This window comes from Actinoplanes sp. NPDC051411 (genome assembly GCF_040682075.1).
GTDB lineage: Bacteria > Actinomycetota > Actinomycetes > Mycobacteriales > Micromonosporaceae > Actinoplanes.
Genome location: NZ_JBFBAD010000032.1, coordinates 14101 through 33732, shown reverse-complemented (window position 1 = coordinate 33732; position 19632 = coordinate 14101). Strand labels below are relative to the sequence as shown.

Here is a 19632-nt window from a genome sequence, read left to right as displayed (position 1 = left end):
CTGTCAGACCCCATCAGTAGGCTGGCGTTCATGTGGCAGGCCGAGGTCCGGGTCGATCTGGACGCAATCCGACACAACGTCGAGGTGCTGCGCGCCGGCACGACCGCCGAGGTCATGGCGGTGGTGAAGGGCGACGGCTACGGCCACGGCATGGTTCCGTCGGCCCGGGCCGCGCTGGCCGGCGGGGCGACCTGGCTGGGTGTCGCGACGCTCGCCGAGGGTCTGGTGCTGCGCAAGGCCGGCCTCGAGGTGCCGGTCATGGCCTGGCTGCTCTCGCCCGGCCTGCCGCTGCACCAGGGGGTCGAGGCCGGTCTCGACCTGAGCGCGGGCACAGTCGAGCTGCTCGACGACCTGGTGCGGGCGGCCGGCCGGGTCGGGCGCACGGCCCGGGTGCACCTCAAGATCGACACTGGCCTGGCGCGCGGGGGTGCGACCGCGGCCGGGTGGCCGGTCCTGGTCGAGGCCGCGGCGAAGGCCCAGGCCGACGGCCACATCGAGGTCATCGGCGTCTGGAGCCACCTGGTCCACGCCGACGTGCCGGGTCATGAGACGACCGATCGCCAGCTGGCCGCGTTCGACGAGGCGCTGGCGGTGGCCGAGCGGCTCGGCGTCACCCCGCCCTACCGGCATCTGGCCAACTCGGCGGCCACGCTGACCCGCCCCGACACGCACTATGACCTGGTCCGCCCCGGCGTGGCGGTCTACGGTCTGTCGCCGGTGCCGGGCGAGACGTTCGGGCTGCGGCCGGCGATGACGGCGCGGGCCCGGGTCGCTCTGACCAAGCGGGTGCCGGCCGGGCAGGGCGTCTCCTACGGCCACACCTATGTGACCGAGCGCGAGACGACACTGGCCCTGGTGCCGCTGGGCTATGCCGACGGCGTTCCCCGGCACGGCAGCAATATCGGCCCGGTGCAGCTGGGCGGCGGGCGGCGCACGATCGCCGGCCGGGTCTGCATGGACCAGATCATGGTCGACGTCGGCGACGACCCGGTGGTGGCGGGCGACATCGCGACGCTGTTCGGGCCGGGCGACGACGGCGGCCCCACCGCGACCGACTGGGCCGACGCCATCGGCACGATCAACTACGAGATCGTGACCCGGTTCGGGAGCACCCGGGTGCCCCGGGTCTACGACGGAACGGCCGGGGTGCCCCCAGTGGAAGTGACCCGGTGAGCCCGCCCTCTTTTTCTCGGCGCCGGGCCAAGCAGGTCGGCATCGCGGGTGCCGCGGTCGGCGTGGTCGCGGCCGGGCTGGCCACCGCGTTCGCCGTCGAGCGGGTGCTGGTCCGCAAGTCGCTCAACGCCCCCGGCGATCCGCACGTCGACGAGCCGTTCGGCGAGCAGCCGTTCGACGAGGAACTGACGGTCACCGCGGCCGACGGCACCGAGCTGCACGTCGAGGTGGTCGAGCCCGCGGCGGAGAAAGGCCACGGCAAACCGACGATCGTCTTCGTGCACGGGCTGGCGCTCGACATGGGCACGTTCTATTTCCAGCGCCAGGCGCTCGCCGAGCGGGGCGACCACCGGCTGGTCTTCTACGACCAGCCGGGGCACGGCCGGTCGAGCAAGCTGAAGTCCGGCGACTACGACATCGCGGCGCTCGGCAAGTCGCTGGCCGCGGTGCTCGACGCGACGGTTCCCGACGGCCACATCATCCTGGTCGGGCACTCGATGGGCGGCATGACGATCATGGCGTTCGCCGAGCAATATCCCGAGTGGTTCGGCAAGCGCGTCACGGGCGTGGTGCTGATGTCCACCTCGGCCGGCCTCGTCGACAAGACCAAGCTGGGCATCCCGACCCTGGTCGCCCGGGCCAGCGCGCCGTTCTTCCCGCTCTGGGGCCGTGCGGCCCACCTCGGTGGCGGCACCATCGACCGGGCCCGGCTCGCCTCGAGCGATCTGGCCTGGCTGCTGACCCGGCGCTACGGCTTCGGCGACGCCAAGCCCAGCCCGTCGCTGGTGACGTTCGTCGAGAGCATGAACTCCAAGACCTCGGTCGAGACGCTCACCCGATATCTGCGCACGCTCTACGACCATGACCGGGCACCGGCGCTGTCGGCGCTGCGCGGCGTTCCGGTGCTGGTGATCGTCGGCACCAGGGACTATCTGACCCCGGTCGTGCATTCCGAGGCGATCCTCAAGCACCTGCCCGAGGCCGAGCTCGTCAAGATCGAAAACAGCGGCCACGTGGTGATGCTGGAGAAGTCCGACGAGGTCAACGCGGTTCTCATCCCGTTTCTGGAGAAGATCTCGTGAAGCTGCCGACCGTCGAGGACACCAAGGCGTTCGGGCGCCGGCTGGCGGCGGTCCTGCGCCCGGGCGACCTGGTCGTGCTGACCGGCCCGCTCGGCGCCGGCAAGACCGCGCTGGTGCAGGGCATCGGGGCCGGTCTCGGCGTGCAGGGGCCGATCACCTCGCCGACCTTCGTGATCGCCCGGGTGCACCGGGGGCCGGTGCCGCTGGTGCACGCCGACGCCTATCGCCTGGGCGACCGGCCCGACCCGCGCGGCGAGATCGACGACCTCGACCTGGACGCCTCGGCCGACGAGGCGGTGACCGTGGTCGAGTGGGGCGCCGGGATGGTCGAGCGGCTCAACGAGGAATACCTCGAGGTGCGCATCGACCGCCCGGATGATGACGAAACACGCGTGATCGAACTACTGGCCCACGGCGGCGACTGGGCGTCCCGCCTGCACCGACTGGAGACAATGTGAACCTGCCTGACCTGCTGCCGGACGAGTGGCGGGCCGAACTCGCGCCGTTCCTCGACGCCGAGGCCACCGCGGCGCTCGGTGCCTTCGTGGCCCGGGAGTACGCGGAGCACACGATCTATCCCCCGATCGAGGACCTGTTCGCGGCCTACCGACTGTGCACCCCGGCCGACACCCGGGTGCTGATCCTCGGTCAGGACCCCTACCACGGGCCGGGCCAGGCGCACGGGCTCAGCTTCAGCGTCCGGGACGGCGTACGCATCCCGCCGTCGCTGCGCAACGTCTTCAAGGAGATGGCCGAGGACATCGGCGTCGAGGTGCCCAAGTCGGGCAACCTCACCGGCTGGGCCCGGCAGGGCGTGCTGCTGCTCAACGCGGTGCTGACCGTGCGGGCCGCGTCCGCCGCGTCGCACGGCGGCAAGGGCTGGGAGACGTTCACCGACGCGACGATCAAGGCGCTCAACGCCCTGGACGAGCGGGTGGTGTTCCTGCTCTGGGGGTCGTACGCCCGCAAGAAGGTCGAGCTGATCACCAACCCGAAGCACGTGATCCTCGAGGCCGGCCACCCGAGCCCGATGAACCCGAAGGGGTTCCGCGGCGCCCGGCCGTTCAGCGCGGCCAACCAGGCGCTGGCCGCGGGCGGTCGCCCGGTCATCGACTGGGACCTGACCGCCGCGAGTTAGGGTCGTCGCGTGCTCGTTCTAGCTCTGGACACTTCTACGCCGGCCTCGACGGCCGCGCTGGTCGAGGTCACCTCCGAGGGAATCAAGGGGGTGGCCGAGCGGCGCACGGTCGACGCGCGGGCGCACGGCGAGAAGCTCGCCCCCGAGATCGCGGCCACGCTGGCCGAGGCCGGGGTGGGGCCGTCCGAGCTCGGGGCGATCGTGGCCGGGCTGGGCCCGGGCCCGTTCACCGGGCTGCGGGTCGGCCTGGCCACCGCGGCGAGCATCGGCCAGGCGCTGAGCATTCCGACATACGGCGTGTGCTCGCTCGACGCGCTCGGGCGGGCCTCCGGTCCGGGGCGGGTGCTGGTCGCGACCGACGCGCGGCGCCGCGAGGTCTACTACGCGACCTACCTGGACGGCGAGCGGGTGATCGGGCCCGACGTCGCCAAGCCGGCCGACGTGGCGACGTCGATCGCGCGAGCGATCGCCGTGCACGTCGCGGCCGAGATCGGGGAGAGCGAGGTCGTCGAGGCGGCCGAGGCGCTTTCCGGCAATGACGGCGCCCGTCAGGCGGCCGCCCTCGCGCACGCCGCCGCGGAAGAGGCGGCGGCCGCGATCATGCGCATCAAGCGGGCGCACGACGACCTGCCCGGCTTCGACGCCGCCCATCTCACCGGGCTCGTCGACCGGGCGGCCGGCGAGGGCGCCCTGAAATACGGCGAGATCTTCGCCGTGCCGGTCGAGGAGCACCTTCTCTATCCGCCCGGCGCCGCCCTGGTGGCGCTCGCGGCACCGCGCATCCGCGGGTCCGCGCCCGGCGAGCCGCTGACCCCTCTCTACCTGCGACGGCCCGACGCGGTCGAGCCGTCCGCCCGCAAGCCGGTGCTGACCTGATGCGGATCGAGCGTTTCCGCTGGTGGCACATCGCCGAGGTGATGCCGCTGGAGGAAGACCTGTTCGGCGAGGAGAAGTGGTCGAGCGCGATGTTCTGGAACGAGCTCGCGCAGCGCAACTTCTACATCGTGGCCACCGACGAGTCCGAAGTGGTCGGTTACGCCGGACTCGCGGTGACGGGCGACGAGGCGTGGGTGCAGAACATCGCGGTCAAGGACACCGCCCAGCGCCGGGGCATCGGGCGCGATCTGCTGGAGGCGCTGCTCGCCGAGGCGGCCGGACAGGACATCAAGAAGACGCTGCTCGAGGTGGCGGTCAACAACGCACCCGCCCAGCACCTCTACGCCCGATACGATTTCGAGCCGGTCGGGATCCGGCGCGGCTACTACCAACCCAGCAACACGGACGCTCTGGTGATGATGCGCAATGCGTGATGAACCCCTCGTTCTGGGGATCGAGACCTCCTGCGACGAGACCGGTGTCGGCATCGTGCGCGGGCACACGCTGCTGGCCGACGCGCTGGCGTCCAGTGTGGACCAGCACGCCCGCTTCGGCGGGGTGGTGCCCGAGATCGCCAGCCGGGCACACCTGGAGGCGATCGTCCCGACCATGCGGCGGGCCCTCGCCGACGCCCGGGTCACCCTGGCCGACATCGACGCGATCGCGGTCACCGCGGGGCCCGGGCTGGCCGGGGCGCTGCTGGTCGGCGTCGCCGCGGCCAAGGGGTACGCGCTCGCCGCCGACAAGCCGATCTACGGCGTCAACCACCTGGCCGCCCACGTCGCCGTCGACACCCTGGAACACGGGCCGCTGCCCGAGCCGGCGATCGCGATGCTGGTCTCCGGTGGACACTCGTCGCTGCTGCTGGTCGACGACCTGACCGCCGGGGTCACACCGCTCGGCGCGACGATCGACGACGCGGCGGGCGAGGCGTTCGACAAGGTGGCGCGGCTGCTCGGACTCGGCTTCCCGGGCGGGCCGGTCATCGACCGTACGGCAACCGAGGGTGACCGGCGGTCGATCGCGTTTCCCCGGGGTCTCACCGCGGCCCGTGACCAGGCCGCCCACCGTTTCGATTTCTCGTTCTCGGGGCTCAAGACCGCGGTCGCCCGCTGGGTCGAGGCCCGCGAGCGCGACGGCGAGCCGGTGCCGGTGGCCGACGTGTCGGCCAGCTTCCAGGAGGCGGTCTGCGACGTGCTGACCGCCAAGGCGATCGACGCGTGCCTGGCCAACGGGGTGAGGACGCTGCTGATCGGCGGGGGAGTCGCGGCCAACTCGCGGCTGCGCGTGCTCGCGTCGGAGCGCGCCGGGAAGCACGGCATCGAGGTTCGCGTGCCCCGGCCCCAGTTGTGCACCGACAACGGCGCGATGGTGGCGGCCCTCGGCTCGCACCTCGTCGCGGCCGGCGTCGCACCCAGTCGTCTCGATCTGCCTGCCGATTCCGCGATGTCATTGACCGCGGTCAGCGTGGCGGGATAGGAACCAACCATGATCGCGCGGATGTGGGAAGTGCGAGCCCTCGGCAGCGGCTTCGACGAGCTGCTGTCCTGGGTGTGCGACGTGGCGGTGCCCCGGCTCGAGGTGCTGCCGCAGCACGTGTCCAGCGAGGTCTATTCGTCGACCGACAACCGCATCGTGGTCATCACGAAGTGGCGCAACACCCCGGAAAACCTGCCCGCCCCGCCGCCGAAGCTGACCGCGCGGGCGCCCCACGTCTGGGATTTCAGCCCGGTCGACCGCTAGCGCGTCACCGCGATGAAGATCGCCAGCAGGACCAGGGTCACGGCGGCGATCGCGAACAGCGCCAGGAGGTCGCGGCGGGGCCGCTCCTCCGGCGGGGCCTCGGCGGGCAGGTCACGCACGACGGCGGCGAGGTCTTCGAGCGTACGGGCGTCGTGCGCGAGTCGCGCCCGCTCTGCGAACTCGTCGAGCGTCAGCCGGCCGGCCCCGGTGTGCTGCTCCAGGGCGGCCACCGTCCGCTGCCGGTCCGCGTCCGACGCCCGCATTTCCACGGCCGCACTGTAACGCTCCATACGAAAAGGCGCGCCCCTCGCGGAGCGCGCCTTTTCGTCGTTGCGGCGGATCAGAAGCCCGGGCCGTGCTGGTGGCCGTGGCCACCGTGGCTGTGCCCGTGTCCGTCCGCGCCGGCCGGCTCCGGCTCGGCCGGCTTTTCGACCACGAGGCTTTCCGTGGTGAGCAGCAGGCCGGCGATCGAGACGGCGTTGGACACCGCGTTGCGGGTGACCTTGACCGGGTCGATGATGCCGGCGGCCGCGAGGTCGACGTATTCGTCGGTCGCGGCGTTGAGGCCGTGGCCCCAGCCGAGCTCGGCGACCTTGCCGACCACGACGTAGCCGTCGTGGCCCGCGTTCTGGGCGATCCAGCGGAGCGGCTCGACCAGCGCCTTGCGGACGATGCCGACGCCGATCGCCTCTTCGCCGGTCAGGCCGAGGTCACCGTCGAGCTCCGAGACGATCTGGGCGAGCGCGGCGCCGCCACCGGGGACGGTGCCTTCCTCGACCGCCGCCTTGGTCGCCGCGATGGCGTCCTCGATGCGGTGCTTGCGCTCCTTCATCTCGACCTCGGTCGCGGCGCCGACCTTGATGACCGCGATGCCGCCGGAGAGCTTGGCCAGCCGCTCCGAGAGCTTCTCCCGGTCCCAGTCGGAGTCGGACGCCTCGATCTCCTTGCGGATCTGCGAGACCCGGTCGGCGACCTCGGACGAGCGGCCACCGCCGTCGACGATGGTCGTGTTCTCCTTGTCGACCACGATGCGCCGGGCGTGGCCCAGCATGTCGAGGGTGACCTGGTCGAGCTTGTAGCCGAGCTCGGGCGCGATCAGCTCGCCGCCGGTCGCGATCGCCATGTCCTGCAGCATCGCCTTGCGGCGGTCGCCGAAGCCGGGAGCCTTCACCGCGGCGACCTTGATGGTCTTGCGGATCGCGTTGACCACCAGGGTCGACAGGGCCTGGCCCTCGACGTCCTCGGCGATGATCAGGAGCGGCTTGCTCTCCTGCAGAACCTTCTCCAGCAGCGGGAGGAGCTCCTCGATGCTGGAGATCTTCTGCGTGGTGATCAGGATGTACGCGTCCTCGAGGACGGACTCCTGCGACTCCGCGTCGGTGACGAAGTTGGGCGAGATGAAGCCCTTGTCGAACTGCAGACCCTCGGTGACCTCGAGCTCGGTCGCCATCGCCGAGCCCTCCTCGACGGTGATGACACCGTCGCGGCCGACCCGGTCCATGGCCTCGGCGATCAGCTCGCCGATGGTGGCGTCCTGGGCCGAGATGGTGGCGACGTTGGCGATCGCCTTGTGGTCGGCGACCTCGACGGCCTTGGCCAGCAGCGCCTTGGAGACGACCTCGGACGCCTGGTCCATGCCGCGCTTGAGGCCGATCGGGTTGGCACCCGCGGTGACGTTGCGCAGGCCCTCGCGGACCAGCGCCTGGGCGAGCACGGTCGCCGTGGTGGTCCCGTCGCCGGCGACGTCGTTGGTCTTCGTCGCCACCTCCTTGACCAGCTGGGCGCCGAGGTTCTCGTACGGGTCGGTGAGCTCGATCTCCTTGGCGATGGTGACGCCGTCGTTGGTGATCGTGGGCGCGCCGAACTTCTTGTCGAGGACGACGTTGCGGCCGCGCGGGCCGAGGGTGACCTTGACCGTGTCGGCGAGCGTGTTGACGCCGTGCTCCAGCAGGTGCCGGGCACTGTCAGAGAAGCTGAGAATCTTCGCCATGTATTGGTCCCTTCACGCACCACCGCCCTGACCCCACGATGTGGGCCAGGGCGGTCAGCACTGTCAGTAGGTCACTTCTCGATGACCGCGAGGACGTCGCGGGCGGAGAGCACCAGGTACTCCTCGCCTGCGTACTTGACCTCGGTGCCGCCGTACTTCGAGTAGAGGACCGTGTCGCCGACCTTGACGTCGATCGGCACGCGGTTGCCCTTGTCGTCGATCCGGCCGGGGCCGACGGCGAGGACGGTGCCCTCCTGCGGCTTCTCCTTGGCGGTGTCGGGGATCACGATGCCCGACGCCGTGGTGGTCTCAGCCTCGTTCGCCTGGACCACGATGCGGTCCTCGAGCGGCTTGATCGCAACCTTGGTCGCGGTAGTCACGGGCATACCCTCCTGGGTACAGGTTTCGCCGGCCAGTTCTGGCCGAACTGATGCCTCATGCCACCGGGCGGGGCCGTCGTCGCGGGTGCCGGTCCGCCTGGTGCCTAACCTCCCGCCGGAAGGCGGGTGGCTGGCACCCTCATGTTGAGAGTGCTAATCGCGAGGTTATGCCGGAACTAGCACTCCGTCAACCAGAGTGCCAATGTCGTCATGCCGAGGAGAATGCCTGCGTGACCGATGACTTGACCACTCTCCTGCGAACCCCCGAAGGGGTGAACGCGCTGGCCCTGGCGGGCGAGGTCGCCGACCTCGATCCGCTCGCCGCGGCGGCGTCGGTGCGGGCCCGTGGGGTCGCGCCGGATCTGGCGGCGGCGGCCCTGACCCAGGTCGAGTTGCGCCGCCGGGCGGTGGCGAAGTTCGGCGCGGCGGCCGGGCGGATGTTCTTCACCCGCGCCGGCCTCGAGCAGGCGACCCGGGCGGTCGTCGCGGACCGGCGGGCGGCGCGCCTCGCGGCGGCCGGGGTCAAGAGCCTGGCCGATCTGGGATGCGGGCTGGGCTCCGACGCGCTGGCGGCGGCCCGCGCCGGGCTTTCGGTGTACGCCGTGGAGGCCGATCCACAAACCGCGGCCCTGGCCGCGGCGAACGTCGCCGAGTCGGGACTGGCCGATCTGATCACGGTCGAATGCGCCGACGCGACGACCGTCGACCTGGCCGGCTTCGATGCGGTCTTCGCCGACCCGGCCCGTCGCCGGGCGGGCCGCGGCCGCGTCTTCGACCCACGCTCCTATTCGCCGCCGTGGGATTTCGTGGCCGCGCTGGCCGACCGGGTTCCCCGCACGGTGCTCAAGCTGGCCCCCGGCATCGACCACGACCTGCTGCCGCCGGGTGCCGAGGGGGAGTGGGTGAGCGTCGACGGGGATCTGGTCGAGGCCGCGTTCTGGTGCGGCCCGCTGGCCTCGGTGCCGCGCCGGGCGGTTCTGCTGCCGTCGGGGGCCGAGCTCACCGGCTCGGGGATCGAGGCGGCTCCGGTCGGCCCGCCCGGCGCCTTCCTGTACGACCCCGACCCGGCCGTGGTGCGGGCGCATCTGGTCGCCGAGTTCGCCGCTACCGTCGGTGGCCGCCTCGCCGACCCCTCGATCGCCTACGTCTACACCGACGAGCCGGTCGACACCCCGTACGCCCGGCGCCTGGCCGTGACCGACGTGCTGCCGTTCTCGCTCAAGCGGTTGCGGGCCCTGCTGCGGGAGCGCGGGGTGGGCCGGTTGGAGATCCGTAAGCGGGGTTCGGCGCTGGAGCCGGAGAAGCTGAGACGCGATCTCAAGTTGTCCGGCCCGGCCGCCGCGTCGCTCGTGCTGACCCGGGTGGCCGGCGCCCCGACCGTCATTCTGTGTCGACCTCTATAGAAACAGTGGCGCCGAGGGGCAGATAACGACGGGAAAACGGGCAGGCGCGGCGATCATCGCCGGTAGTAGCGTTCGCCCATGGCGAAGAAAGCCGCGGCCGGCACCCCGGCGACCGTGCTCCTGACCGCGCAACGGGTCGAGCACACCCTCCATCCGTACGAGGTGTCCCCCGACGCGCCCAACTACGGGGCGCTCGTGGCCGAGGCCCTCGGGATCGCGCCCGAGCAGGTCTTCAAGACGCTGGTCGCCGAGGTCGACGGGGCACTGGTGGTCGCGGTCGTGCCGGTCACCGGCGAGCTCGACCTCAAGGCGCTGGCTCAGGCGGCGGGCGGCAAGCGGGCCGCGCTGGCCGATCGGGCGGCCGCCGAGCGCAGTAGTGGCTATGTGCGGGGTGGCATCAGCCCGCTCGGGCAACGCAAACGATTGCCGACCGTCATCGACGACTCGGCCACGGCACTGACCAGGATGTATGTCTCGGCCGGCCGCCGTGGCCTCCAGGTGGGGCTCGCGCCCGGCGACCTGATTCGGCTGACCGAGGCCGTTACCGCCGCGATCCGGACATAAGGGGCGATCCACGCAGTCGATGCATCCGCCGTTACGACAACGTTACGCGCCGAGAGGATCTTTCTCCTGAGATCGGCCGAGAACGGGCACGCAAGTGACTTAGCGTCACAATGTGGCCCACCACCAGCGAATGTCCGGGACCGGTTTCGGGCTGAAGATCGAGTCGGATTCCCCGCATCACGGCCGTGTTGCCGGATTGTTATGCCCGGTTACGAGTTCGCCCGGCAACACGGCTTGTGCGACGGGCGGCGACAGGAATACGTTGCCGGGCACAACAAACTAGCTCGTGATCTGAACCGCGGCACGGGGAGTGACACTCCCGGCAGCGCACAACATCGAATCCGATCGAAGGCCCGGATTTACCCGAAAGGACACAAGGAATGCGTAAGGGATTGTTCGCCCTTGCCGCGGTCGGCTTGCTGGCCACCGGTGGCATGGCCGCCTGTGGCAAGGACAAGAGCGACGACACCGGCAGCGGTAGCGGCACGAAGGCGGGCGGCAAGCAGGTCGGCATCATCCTGCCCGACACCAAGAGCTCGCAGCGGTGGGGCACGGACGACCCGAAGTACCTGAAGGCGGCGTTCGACGCGGCCGGCGTGTCGTACGACATGCAGAACGCGCAGGGTGACAAGCAGCAGTTCCAGACCATCGCGGACAGCATGATCTCCGAGGGCGTCAAGGTCCTCATCACCGTGAACCTGGACTCCGGCACCGGCGCGGCCGTTCTCGCCAAGGCCAAGCAGGCGGGTATCGCCACGATCGACTACGACCGCCTGACCCTCGGCGGCGGCGCGAACTACTACGTGTCGTTCGACAACGTGAAGGTCGGCCAGCTCCAGGGCCAGGGCCTCGTCGACTGCCTGAAGGCCAAGAACTACACCAAGCCGGTCGTCGCCGAGCTCAACGGCTCGCCCACCGACAACAACGCGACCCTGTTCGCCCAGGGTTACGACGGCGTCCTCAACCCGCTGTACACCGACGGCACCCTGGTCAAGGGCCCGAACCGCTCGGTTCCGGACTGGGACAACGCCACCGGCGGCACCTACTTCGAGCAGATGCTGACCCAGAACAACAAGATCAAGGGTGTGCTGGCCGCCAACGACGGTCTCGGCAACGCGGTCATCGAGATCCTCAAGAAGCAGCACCTGAACGGCCAGGTCCCGGTGACCGGCCAGGACGCGACCGTCCAGGGTCTGCAGAACATCCTTTCCGGCGACCAGTGCATGACGGTCTACAAGGCGATCAAGAAGGAGGCCGACGCGGCCTCCGGGCTGGCGATCTCGCTGGCCAAGGGCCAGAAGCCGACCACGGCGACCGGCACCACCACCGACCCGCAGAGCAAGGCGACCATCCCGTCGGTCCTGCTGGACCCCGAGGCGATCACCAAGGCGAACGTCAAGGACGTCATCGCGGACGGCTTCGTCACCAAGGACGCCATCTGCACGGCGGCTCTGGCCAAGGCCTGCACGGACGCGGGCATCAGCTGACCTCCAGTGACGGGCTAGTCCCGAAACACGGCTGACAACGGCGCCGCTCACGCCCAACGGGTGTGGGCGGCGCCGGAGTTGGGTCGGCACCACCCCCCTTCTCGCCTGTGGCGGAGCCACGACGACGACCCCGGTCACTTAGCGAAGGAGATCCATCCGTGGCCGCGACACCCCTTCTGGAGCTTCGCGGGATCGACAAGAGTTTCGGTCCCGTGCAGGTTCTGCACGACGTCGCCCTGAGCGTCTATCCCGGCGAGGTCACCGCTCTCGTCGGCGACAACGGCGCCGGCAAGTCGACGCTGGTCAAGTGCATCAGCGGTATCTACAGCATCGACTCGGGCACGGTTAGCTTCGACGGCAACCCGGTGGCCATCCACACCCCGCGCGACGCGGCCGCGTTGGGCATCGAGGTCGTCTACCAGGACCTCGCCCTGTGCGACAACCTGGACATCGTCCAGAACATGTTCCTCGGCCGGGAGAAGACCCGAGGCATCGTCCTCGACGAGCCGACGATGGAGCAGATGGCCGGTGACACCCTGGCCAGCCTCTCGGTCCGCACGGTGAAGTCGCTGCGCCAGCTGGTGGCCAGCCTCTCCGGTGGCCAGCGGCAGACCGTGGCGATCGCCAAGGCCGTCCTCTGGAACTCGCGGGTCGTCATCCTCGACGAGCCGACCGCCGCCCTCGGTGTCGCCCAGACCGCCCAGGTCCTCGAGCTGGTCCGCCGGCTCGCCGACAACGGTCTCGGCGTGGCGCTGATCTCGCACAACATGAACGACGTCTTCGCGGTCTCCGACCGCATCGCCGCGCTCTACCTCGGCCGAATGGCGGCCCAGGTCAAGACCACGGACGTGACTCACTCCCAGATCGTCGAGCTGATCACCGCCGGGCGCAGCGGCAACATCGGCCTGCCCCCGGAGAAGCCGGCCGAGGCGGCCATCGACATCACGCCCGGAGGCGAGCAGTGAGCACCGCAACCACGACGACCACCGTGGGTGGCCTCAAGGTCGTCAAGCCGACCGTCCAGAGCCACATCCGCGACTACTTCGGCCGCGTCCGCGGCGGTGACCTGGGCAGCCTCCCGGCCGTTCTCGGCCTGGTCCTGCTCTGCGTCATCTTCGGCGTCACCACCGACACGTTCACCAGCACCCTGAACATCGCGAACCTGTTCAACCAGGGCGCGTCGGGCATCTTCATCGCCATGGGCCTGGTCTTCGTCCTGCTGCTGGGCGAGATCGACCTGTCGGCCGGTTACGCCAGTGGTGTGGCCGGCGCGGTGATGGCCGTGCTGCTGACCAACCACGGCATGTCCTGGTACGTGGCGATCCCGGCGGCCCTGGTCACCGGCCTGCTGATCGGTTTCCTGCTCGGTTTCCTGGTCGCGAAGGTCGGCATCCCCTCCTTCGTCGTGACGCTGGCCGGCTTCCTCGGCTTCCAGGGTGTCCTGCTGCTGCTGGTCAAGGGCGGCACCAACATCTCGGTGCGGGACAAGTTCACGGTCGCGCTGAACAACAACAACCTGTCGGTGACCTGGAGCTGGGTCCTCGCCGCGGTGATCATCATCGCGTTCGCGGGGGTGCAGCTCAACAACGCCCGCAGCCGGCTCTCGCGCGGCCTGGTCTCCGACCCGTGGGGCATCATCGCCATGCGGATCGTCGGCCTCACCGTCGTGACGATCGTCTTCACCCTCCTGCTGACCCAGGAGCGCGCGATCAACCCGGCGATCAACTCGCTCAAGGGCGTGCCGATCGTCGTGCCGATCATCGGGTTCTTCTATGTGTTGTGGACGTTCATCCTCGGCCGCACCTCCTACGGCCGCCACATCTACGCGGTCGGTGGCAACACCGAGGCGGCTCGCCGCGCCGGTATTCCGGTCGACCGGATCCGCATCTCGGTCTTCGTGCTCTGCTCGTTCATGGCGGCGGTCGGCGGCATCATCCAGGTCAGCCGGGCGGCCTCGGTCGACCCGAACACCGGTGGCTCCAACGTCCTGCTCTACGCGGTGGCCGCGGCGGTCATCGGTGGCACCAGCCTCTTCGGCGGCAAGGGCAAGATCGTCCACGCGGTCGTCGGTGGCTTCGTGATCGCCGTGATCAACAACGGCATGATCCTGCTCGAGTTCTCGGACGGCGTGCGGTACGTGGTCACCGGCATCATCCTCCTGGTCGCGGCCAGCGTCGACGCACTGTCGCGCCGCAGGGCGGCTGCCACCGGCAACCGATGAACAACTCCAACCCGGGTGTGGGGGCGGCACGCTGATGCGGGCCGGCCCCAGCCAGGAGGAGATTCGCCGGCACAACCTCGGGACGCTGCTGCGCTACGTGCACGTGCACGGGGCGACGTCGCGGGCGGAACTCACCACCCGGCTCGGGCTCAACCGGAGCACCATCGGAGCCCTGACCGCCGAGCTGACCACCGCCGGGCTGGTCAGCGAGGCGACACCACGCGAAACCGGCCGGGCCGGGCGACCGTCACTGGTCGTCCGGCCCGAGTCGTCCAAAGTGTTCGCGTACGCGCTGAGCATCGAGGTCGACCGGCTGCGCGCGGCCCGGGTCGGACTCGGCGGCCGGATCCTCGACCGCCGGGAGACCGACCGGCCCCGCGGCATGCAGGTGCTCGACGCGGTGGAGCCGTTGGCCGAGTTCGTCCACGAGTTGCGCCGGGACGCGCCCGACGACAGTCGCTACGTCGGCACCGGCGTGGCGGTCGCCGGCATGGTGCGGCGGGCCGACGGCGTCGTTCGCCTGGCGCCGACGATCGGCTGGGTCGAGGAGCCGGTGGGCGCCGCGCTGCGTACCGAACTGGGCGACCTCGGCCCGCTCACGGTGGCCAACCACGCCGACGTCTCGGCGCTGGTCGAGCACGCCCGGGGAGCGGCGGTCGGCTGCGACAACGTCATCTACCTCTACGGCGACGTCGGGGTCGGGGGCGGCATCATCGCCGACGGCCGCCGGGTCTCCGGCCACGGAGGGTACGGCGGGGAGGTCGGCCACATGGTCGTCAACCCGTACGGGCGGGAGTGCAGCTGCGGGTCGCGCGGCTGCTGGGAGACCGAGATCGGCGAGGCGGCGCTGCTCAAGTACGCCGGGCGGGCCGACCAGAGCGGCCGCGACGCGGTGCTCGACGTGGTCGAGGCGGCGATGCGCGGGGACAGTCAGGCCCAGTTCGCGGTGCGGCAGGTCGGCGAGTGGATCGGCTTCGGCGTCGGCAACCTGGTCAACATCTTCAACCCGGAGGCGGTGATCTTCGGGGGGACGCTGCGCGACATCTACCTGGTCGCCGCCGCGCAGATCCGCAGCCGGCTCAACGCGATCGCGCTGCCGGCGTGCCGCGAGCACATCCGCCTGCGTACGCCCGAGCTCGGCCCCGACGCGGCCCTGATCGGCGCGGCCGAGCTCGCCTTCGAACACCTCCTCGAGGATCCCCTGCTCGGCTGAAAAGTTCTGACCATTCCGCCTGCTCAAGATCCTTTATGCTCCGCGCCATGCTCGCCGCCGCTGACGTCCTGTTCGATCCCGCCGCGGCCTATCCGCAGGTCGGCGAGTTGCGGGCCACCCTCGCCCGGCGCGACTGGGCCGCGACCCGATCGGTGATCGAAAGCGCTCCCGCTGACGCCCGGTGCCTGCTGGTGCGGGAGGGCAGCGACCTGCCGGGCCTGGAGGATCTCCTGCTGCGGGTGCTCGCGGACGACCCCGACGACGCGCTCGCCGCCGCCCTGCTCGGCACGCACCTGATCGAGGTCGGCTGGCGGATCCGCACCCGGGCGCGGGCCAGGCACGTCAGCCGCGAACAGTTCGTTGCCTTTCGCGCGTGGCTGACCAGGGCCGAACACGTGCTGCTCGAAGCTACGGCACGTCACCCGGAGGAGCCGGCGGTCTGGGTCGCGCGGATCACCTCGTCGCGGGGACTGGAGCTCGGGCCGGCCGAGGGCAGGCGGCGGTACGACCGGCTGCGGGCGTCCGACCCCCACAACTACCTCGGGCAGTCGCAGTTCCTGCAGCTGATGTGCCCGAAATGGGCGGGCACCTGGGAGAAGCTGCACGCCTGGGCCCGCGAGGAGATGCTGGCCTCGCCTCCCGGGTCGCTTGCCGGTGCACTGGTCGCCGAAGCTCACCTCGAGCACAGCATCGACATGGCGTACGTCCAACGGCAGGCCTACTTCGGCCCGGCGCGCGACGAGTTGCATTACGCGGCGCATCACTCGATCTGGAATCCGGACTTTCGGCGACCGGCCGGCTGGGTGCACGCGGCCAGCGCGTTCGCGATGGCGTTCAGCCAGGCCGGCGACGAGCAGGCGGCAGCGCGGACGTTCTCGCTGCTGGGTTCCCTGGCCTCGGTCCGGCCCTGGGAGTATCTCGGCGCGGACGTGGCCGCCGTCGTTCGCGACCGTCGCCGGCGGGCCCACGCCGCCGCGGGAGGACCTCGATGATCACCCGGTTCGACGTCGACGGAGTGCCCGCGCTGTTCACCCGGGCCAGCGGCCCGATGCGCGCCGGGCTCGGCTTCCGGGTCGGGATCGCCGACGAGACGCTGCCCAAAAGCGGTATCACCCACCTGCTCGAACATCTGGCGCTGCACTCGGCGGGGATGGCCGACTATCACTACAACGGCACGACCGGGCTGGAGCGCACCTACTTCCACACGCAGGGCTCGCCGGAGGACATCGTGGCCTTCCTCGCCGGCGTCTGCGCCTCACTGGCCGCGCCGCCACTGGACCGGCTTCCGGCCGAGAAGGAGATCCTGCGTACCGAGGCGTCCTCCCGGGGGCACCGGGCGAACGAACCGATGTCGGTGCGGCGCCACGGCGCTCGCGACTACGGCCTGAGCGGATTCCCGGAGTGGGGCCTCGCCGGGATCACCGCCGAAGACCTGCACGCCTGGGCCGCCTACTACTTCACGCGGCAGAACGCGGTGCTCTGGGTGTCCGGTCCGGCGATGCCGGCCGGGCTGAGACTCACCCTTCGGGACGGCGGGCGCCGGCCGGCGCCGGCGCCGTCGTCGATCCTGCCGGTCCGGCCGGCGTTCTTTTCCGGCGCCGCCTTTTCCGGTACGGCCGGGGCGGTGGTCTGGGACGCGACCGTACGCCAGGAGCCCGCGGCCGAAGTCTTCGCCGATGTGCTCAAACGGGTCATGTTCCGGTCGCTGCGCCAGCAGGGCGGCCTGTCCTACGTCGTGGAGACCGACTACGACCCGCGTGACAACGGCACCGCCCTGATCACCGCCGTGGCCGACTCGCTGCCCGACAAGCAGGGCGCGGTGCTCGGCGGCCTGATCGACGTGCTGGCCGCGATGCGGATCGGCCGGATCGACCCGGCCGACGTCACCGCCGTGATCAATCAGCGGGTTGCCGCGCTGGAAGAGGCCGCGGAACGGGGCGGCCTGCTGCGGGGGCAGGCGCTCGGACTGCTCGCCGGTCGCCCCGTACGCGAACCGGCGGAGGCCGTCGCCGAGACCGCGCGATCAGCCGCGCCGACGTCGCGCGGGTGGCGGCGGCCGCGTACGCGGACGGACTGCTGATGGCGCCCGGGGATCACGTCGCCGACTGGGCCGGCTATGCCCCCGAGCCGGAGGCCTCCGGGCGCGCGGTCACCGGTCGGTCGTACGCCTCGCGGGAGCGGCCCACCCGCAGCACGATCCTGGGCGGCGAAGGGGTCAGCATCACCGACGAGGACGTGGCCGTGACCGTCCGTTTCGCCGAGTGCGCGATGATGCTGTGCTGGCCGGACGGCGGCCGTCAGCTCTTCGGCAACGACGGCCTCGCGATGCGGGTCGAGCCGACGCTCTACCGGGACCTACCGGCCGCGATCCCGTGGCTGGACGCCCACGTGCCACCGCACCTCCGGGTCTCGTTGCCCGCCCGCGACCCGCAGCACATTCCCCGGCCCGGCAAGGCCCCCGGGCCCCTCGCCACCGCACTCCGGAGCCTCGCCCCGGGGCGCGGCCGGTGATTAGTTAGCTGCGAGCTTTCTTACGAGGTGCTTGCGGCCGTCGTCGATGACGCCGGGGCGCGGGACGATGGGGACGTGAAATCTTCCCTGCGCGCCGGGTTCGCCGGAGTGGCGGCCGCGGCGGTGGCCCTCGGCGTGGCCGAGATCGTGGCGGTTCTGACCGGGCCGCTGTCGGCGCCGTTGCTCGCGGTGGGCGGGGTGGTCGTCGACAACGTTCCCGGGCCGGTCAAGGACTTCGGTGTGCAGGTCTTCGGGGTGCACGACAAGACCGCCCTGATCACCGGCACGGCTCTTCTGCTGGCGGCGTACGCGTTCGGCGTCGGCGTGGTCGCGCGGCGGCACTGGCGGGTGGCGCTGGTCGGGGTCGCCGTGTTCGGGCTGGTCGGCGTCGTGGCCGCGATGACCCGGCACGACGCGTCGGCGCTGGCCGCCCTGCCGTCGCTGGTCGGGACGGGGCTGGCCGTTCCGGTGCTGCGCTATCTGCTCGGCGTGGCCGAGGACGCCGCCGAGCCGGAGCCGGTGGCCGTGCTCGCTGTGGACAGCGTGGCGGTGGGCGGCGCAGCTGTGGACAGCGAGGCGAAAATTGTCGTACCCGACCGCTCTACTCGTCCCCACCCAGTACCGGGGCGGGGGAGGTCTGCGGGGGCCGGCAACGAGGACAAAACGGGCGCGGACAAAACGGGCGCGGACAAGAGCGGCGGCAACAACAGCGGCGGCAACAACAGCGGCCGGAGTAACGGCTCGCGCAACGGCGCCGGCGGGCGCGATTACGCGTACGTCCTGGAAAGCCGCCGCCGGTTCCTCAAAGCCCTGGGAATCGCGGCCGGCGTGGCCGTGGCCAGCGGCCTGGCCGGCCGGTTCCTGACCTCGCGCCAGGCGGTGACCGAGGCGCGGAACGCGATCCGGCTGCCCGTGCCGAGGGAGCCCGCGCCGACGCTGCCGGCGGGGGTGCAGGTGCCCGGCGCCTCGCCCTACGTCGTGCCGAACGGTGACTTCTACCGGATCGACACCGCGCTCTACCCGCCGCAGGTCGACCCTTCGAACTGGTCGCTGACCATCCACGGGATGGTCCGCAACCCGATCACGATCACCTGGGAGCAGCTGCTGCAACGGCCGATGATCGAGCGGTACGTGACGCTGACCTGCGTCTCCAATGAGGTGGGCGGGGATCTGGTGGGCAACGCGCTCTGGCTCGGCACGCCGATCAAGGCGCTGCTCGAGGAGGCCGGGGTGCTGCCCGGCGCCGACCAGGTGATCCAGCGGTCGGTCGACGGCTGGACCTGCGGGTCGCCGACCTCGGTGCTGATGGACGGGCGGGACGCGCTGCTCTCGGTCGGCATGAACGGGCAGCCGCTGCCGATCGACCACGGCTTCCCGGTGCGGATGGTGGTTCCCGGCCTGTACGGCTACGTCAGCGCCTGCAAGTGGATCACCGAGATCGAGCTGTCCCGGTTCTCCGACTTCGACGCCTACTGGGTGCCGCGCGGCTGGTCGCAGCAGGCGCCGATCAAGACCGAGTCGCGCATCGACACGCCTCGCGACGGCTCCAAGCGCAAGGCCGGCACGGTGGCGGTGGCCGGGGTGGCGTGGGCCCAGCACCGGGGGGTCAGCAAGGTCGAGGTGCAGGTCGACGACGGTCCCTGGCAGCCGGCGACCCTGGCCGCGACGGTGTCCAGCGACACCTGGCGGGAGTGGAGCTATCCGTGGCCGGCCACCTCCGGCAAGCACACTGTGCGAGTTCGGGCGACCGACGCGACGGGAGAAACCCAGACCAGTGAACCGGCCGATCCGGCGCCCAACGGGGCCAGCGGATGGCACACCATCCAGGTCCAGGTCGATTAGTTGAAGGCC

At 70.9% G+C, this 19632-nt stretch carries 21 protein-coding genes; 18 read left to right on the top strand and 3 right to left on the bottom strand.

Annotated elements, in window-relative coordinates:
- Positions 1-30 precede the first annotated feature (30 nt).
- The 8 genes from alr to AB0M88_RS19340 are packed head-to-tail and all read left to right on the top strand — an operon-like array spanning position 31 to position 6012.
- Positions 31-1173, top strand: coding sequence for an alanine racemase (gene alr / locus AB0M88_RS19375; protein ID WP_364103553.1), 1143 nt, complete (start codon positions 31-33; stop codon positions 1171-1173).
- Positions 1170-2255, top strand: a complete 1086-nt coding sequence (locus AB0M88_RS19370; RefSeq protein WP_364103551.1) for an alpha/beta hydrolase — start codon at positions 1170-1172, stop codon at positions 2253-2255. The genes alr and AB0M88_RS19370 overlap by 4 nt, the downstream gene beginning before the upstream one ends.
- On the top strand, positions 2252-2713 hold the full coding sequence (gene tsaE / locus AB0M88_RS19365; protein WP_364103548.1) for a tRNA (adenosine(37)-N6)-threonylcarbamoyltransferase complex ATPase subunit type 1 TsaE: 462 nt from the start codon (positions 2252-2254) through the stop codon (positions 2711-2713). Before AB0M88_RS19370 ends, tsaE begins: the two co-directional genes overlap by 4 nt.
- Positions 2710-3393: a uracil-DNA glycosylase gene (gene ung, locus AB0M88_RS19360; RefSeq protein ID WP_364103545.1), complete on the top strand. Its 684-nt coding sequence runs from the start codon at positions 2710-2712 to the stop codon at positions 3391-3393. The genes tsaE and ung overlap by 4 nt, the downstream gene beginning before the upstream one ends.
- Before the next feature lie 9 nt (positions 3394-3402).
- Complete coding sequence (gene tsaB / locus AB0M88_RS19355) at positions 3403-4269, top strand: tRNA (adenosine(37)-N6)-threonylcarbamoyltransferase complex dimerization subunit type 1 TsaB (RefSeq protein ID WP_364103542.1); 867 nt, start codon at positions 3403-3405, stop codon at positions 4267-4269.
- On the top strand, positions 4269-4703 hold the full coding sequence (rimI, locus tag AB0M88_RS19350) for a ribosomal protein S18-alanine N-acetyltransferase (RefSeq protein WP_364103539.1): 435 nt from the start codon (positions 4269-4271) through the stop codon (positions 4701-4703). The genes tsaB and rimI overlap by 1 nt, the downstream gene beginning before the upstream one ends.
- A complete protein-coding gene (gene tsaD / locus AB0M88_RS19345) occupies positions 4696-5748 on the top strand; it encodes a tRNA (adenosine(37)-N6)-threonylcarbamoyltransferase complex transferase subunit TsaD (protein ID WP_364103536.1) in 1053 nt (350 codons plus the stop codon). The genes rimI and tsaD overlap by 8 nt, the downstream gene beginning before the upstream one ends.
- Before the next feature lie 9 nt (positions 5749-5757).
- On the top strand, positions 5758-6012 hold the full coding sequence (locus AB0M88_RS19340; RefSeq protein WP_364103534.1) for a hypothetical protein: 255 nt from the start codon (positions 5758-5760) through the stop codon (positions 6010-6012).
- On the opposite strand, the gene AB0M88_RS19335 is transcribed toward AB0M88_RS19340, so the two are convergent.
- The 3 genes from AB0M88_RS19335 to groES all read right to left on the bottom strand — a co-directional run bounded on the left by AB0M88_RS19335 (position 6009) and on the right by groES (position 8388).
- Positions 6009-6275 (bottom strand): DUF1707 domain-containing protein, encoded by a 267-nt coding sequence (locus AB0M88_RS19335; protein ID WP_364103730.1) that lies wholly within the window; start codon positions 6273-6275, stop codon positions 6009-6011. The two genes, AB0M88_RS19340 and AB0M88_RS19335, sit on opposite strands and share 4 nt — an antisense overlap.
- 77 nt (positions 6276-6352) lie before the next feature.
- Positions 6353-8002: a chaperonin GroEL gene (gene groL / locus AB0M88_RS19330; protein WP_364103531.1), complete on the bottom strand. Its 1650-nt coding sequence runs from the start codon at positions 8000-8002 to the stop codon at positions 6353-6355.
- A gap of 71 nt (positions 8003-8073) precedes the next feature.
- Entirely contained in the window at positions 8074-8388 is a 315-nt protein-coding gene (gene groES, locus AB0M88_RS19325; RefSeq protein WP_018222648.1) for a co-chaperone GroES, read from the bottom strand.
- Positions 8389-8612: 224 nt separating this feature from the next.
- Between groES and AB0M88_RS19320 the strand changes: the two genes are divergently transcribed.
- From AB0M88_RS19320 to AB0M88_RS19275, 10 genes are all read left to right on the top strand, one after another.
- Positions 8613-9785: a methyltransferase domain-containing protein gene (locus AB0M88_RS19320; protein WP_364103528.1), complete on the top strand. Its 1173-nt coding sequence runs from the start codon at positions 8613-8615 to the stop codon at positions 9783-9785.
- Between the two features lie 78 nt (positions 9786-9863).
- Positions 9864-10349, top strand: coding sequence for a Cys-tRNA(Pro) deacylase (gene ybaK / locus AB0M88_RS19315; protein WP_364103525.1), 486 nt, complete (start codon positions 9864-9866; stop codon positions 10347-10349).
- 380 nt (positions 10350-10729) lie between these two features.
- Positions 10730-11836, top strand: a complete 1107-nt coding sequence (locus tag AB0M88_RS19310) for a substrate-binding domain-containing protein (RefSeq protein ID WP_364103522.1) — start codon at positions 10730-10732, stop codon at positions 11834-11836.
- Between the two features lie 158 nt (positions 11837-11994).
- Entirely contained in the window at positions 11995-12801 is an 807-nt protein-coding gene (locus tag AB0M88_RS19305; RefSeq protein ID WP_364103520.1) for an ATP-binding cassette domain-containing protein, read from the top strand.
- Positions 12798-14057 (top strand): ABC transporter permease, encoded by a 1260-nt coding sequence (locus AB0M88_RS19300; protein ID WP_364103518.1) that lies wholly within the window; start codon positions 12798-12800, stop codon positions 14055-14057. The genes AB0M88_RS19305 and AB0M88_RS19300 overlap by 4 nt, the downstream gene beginning before the upstream one ends.
- 34 nt (positions 14058-14091) lie before the next feature.
- Positions 14092-15270, top strand: a complete 1179-nt coding sequence (locus AB0M88_RS19295) for an ROK family transcriptional regulator (protein ID WP_364103515.1) — start codon at positions 14092-14094, stop codon at positions 15268-15270.
- Between the two features lie 47 nt (positions 15271-15317).
- Entirely contained in the window at positions 15318-16262 is a 945-nt protein-coding gene (locus AB0M88_RS19290) for a hypothetical protein (RefSeq protein ID WP_364103513.1), read from the top strand.
- Positions 16259-17350 carry a hypothetical protein gene (locus AB0M88_RS19285; RefSeq protein WP_364103510.1) on the top strand — a complete coding sequence of 364 codons (1092 nt, stop codon included), beginning with the start codon at positions 16259-16261 and terminating at the stop codon, positions 17348-17350. Before AB0M88_RS19290 ends, AB0M88_RS19285 begins: the two co-directional genes overlap by 4 nt.
- On the top strand, positions 17350-17781 hold the full coding sequence (locus tag AB0M88_RS19280; protein WP_364103507.1) for a hypothetical protein: 432 nt from the start codon (positions 17350-17352) through the stop codon (positions 17779-17781). Before AB0M88_RS19285 ends, AB0M88_RS19280 begins: the two co-directional genes overlap by 1 nt.
- A gap of 75 nt (positions 17782-17856) precedes the next feature.
- Positions 17857-19623 carry a molybdopterin-dependent oxidoreductase gene (locus AB0M88_RS19275; RefSeq protein WP_364103504.1) on the top strand — a complete coding sequence of 589 codons (1767 nt, stop codon included), beginning with the start codon at positions 17857-17859 and terminating at the stop codon, positions 19621-19623.
- The last annotated feature ends 9 nt before the right edge of the window (positions 19624-19632 follow it).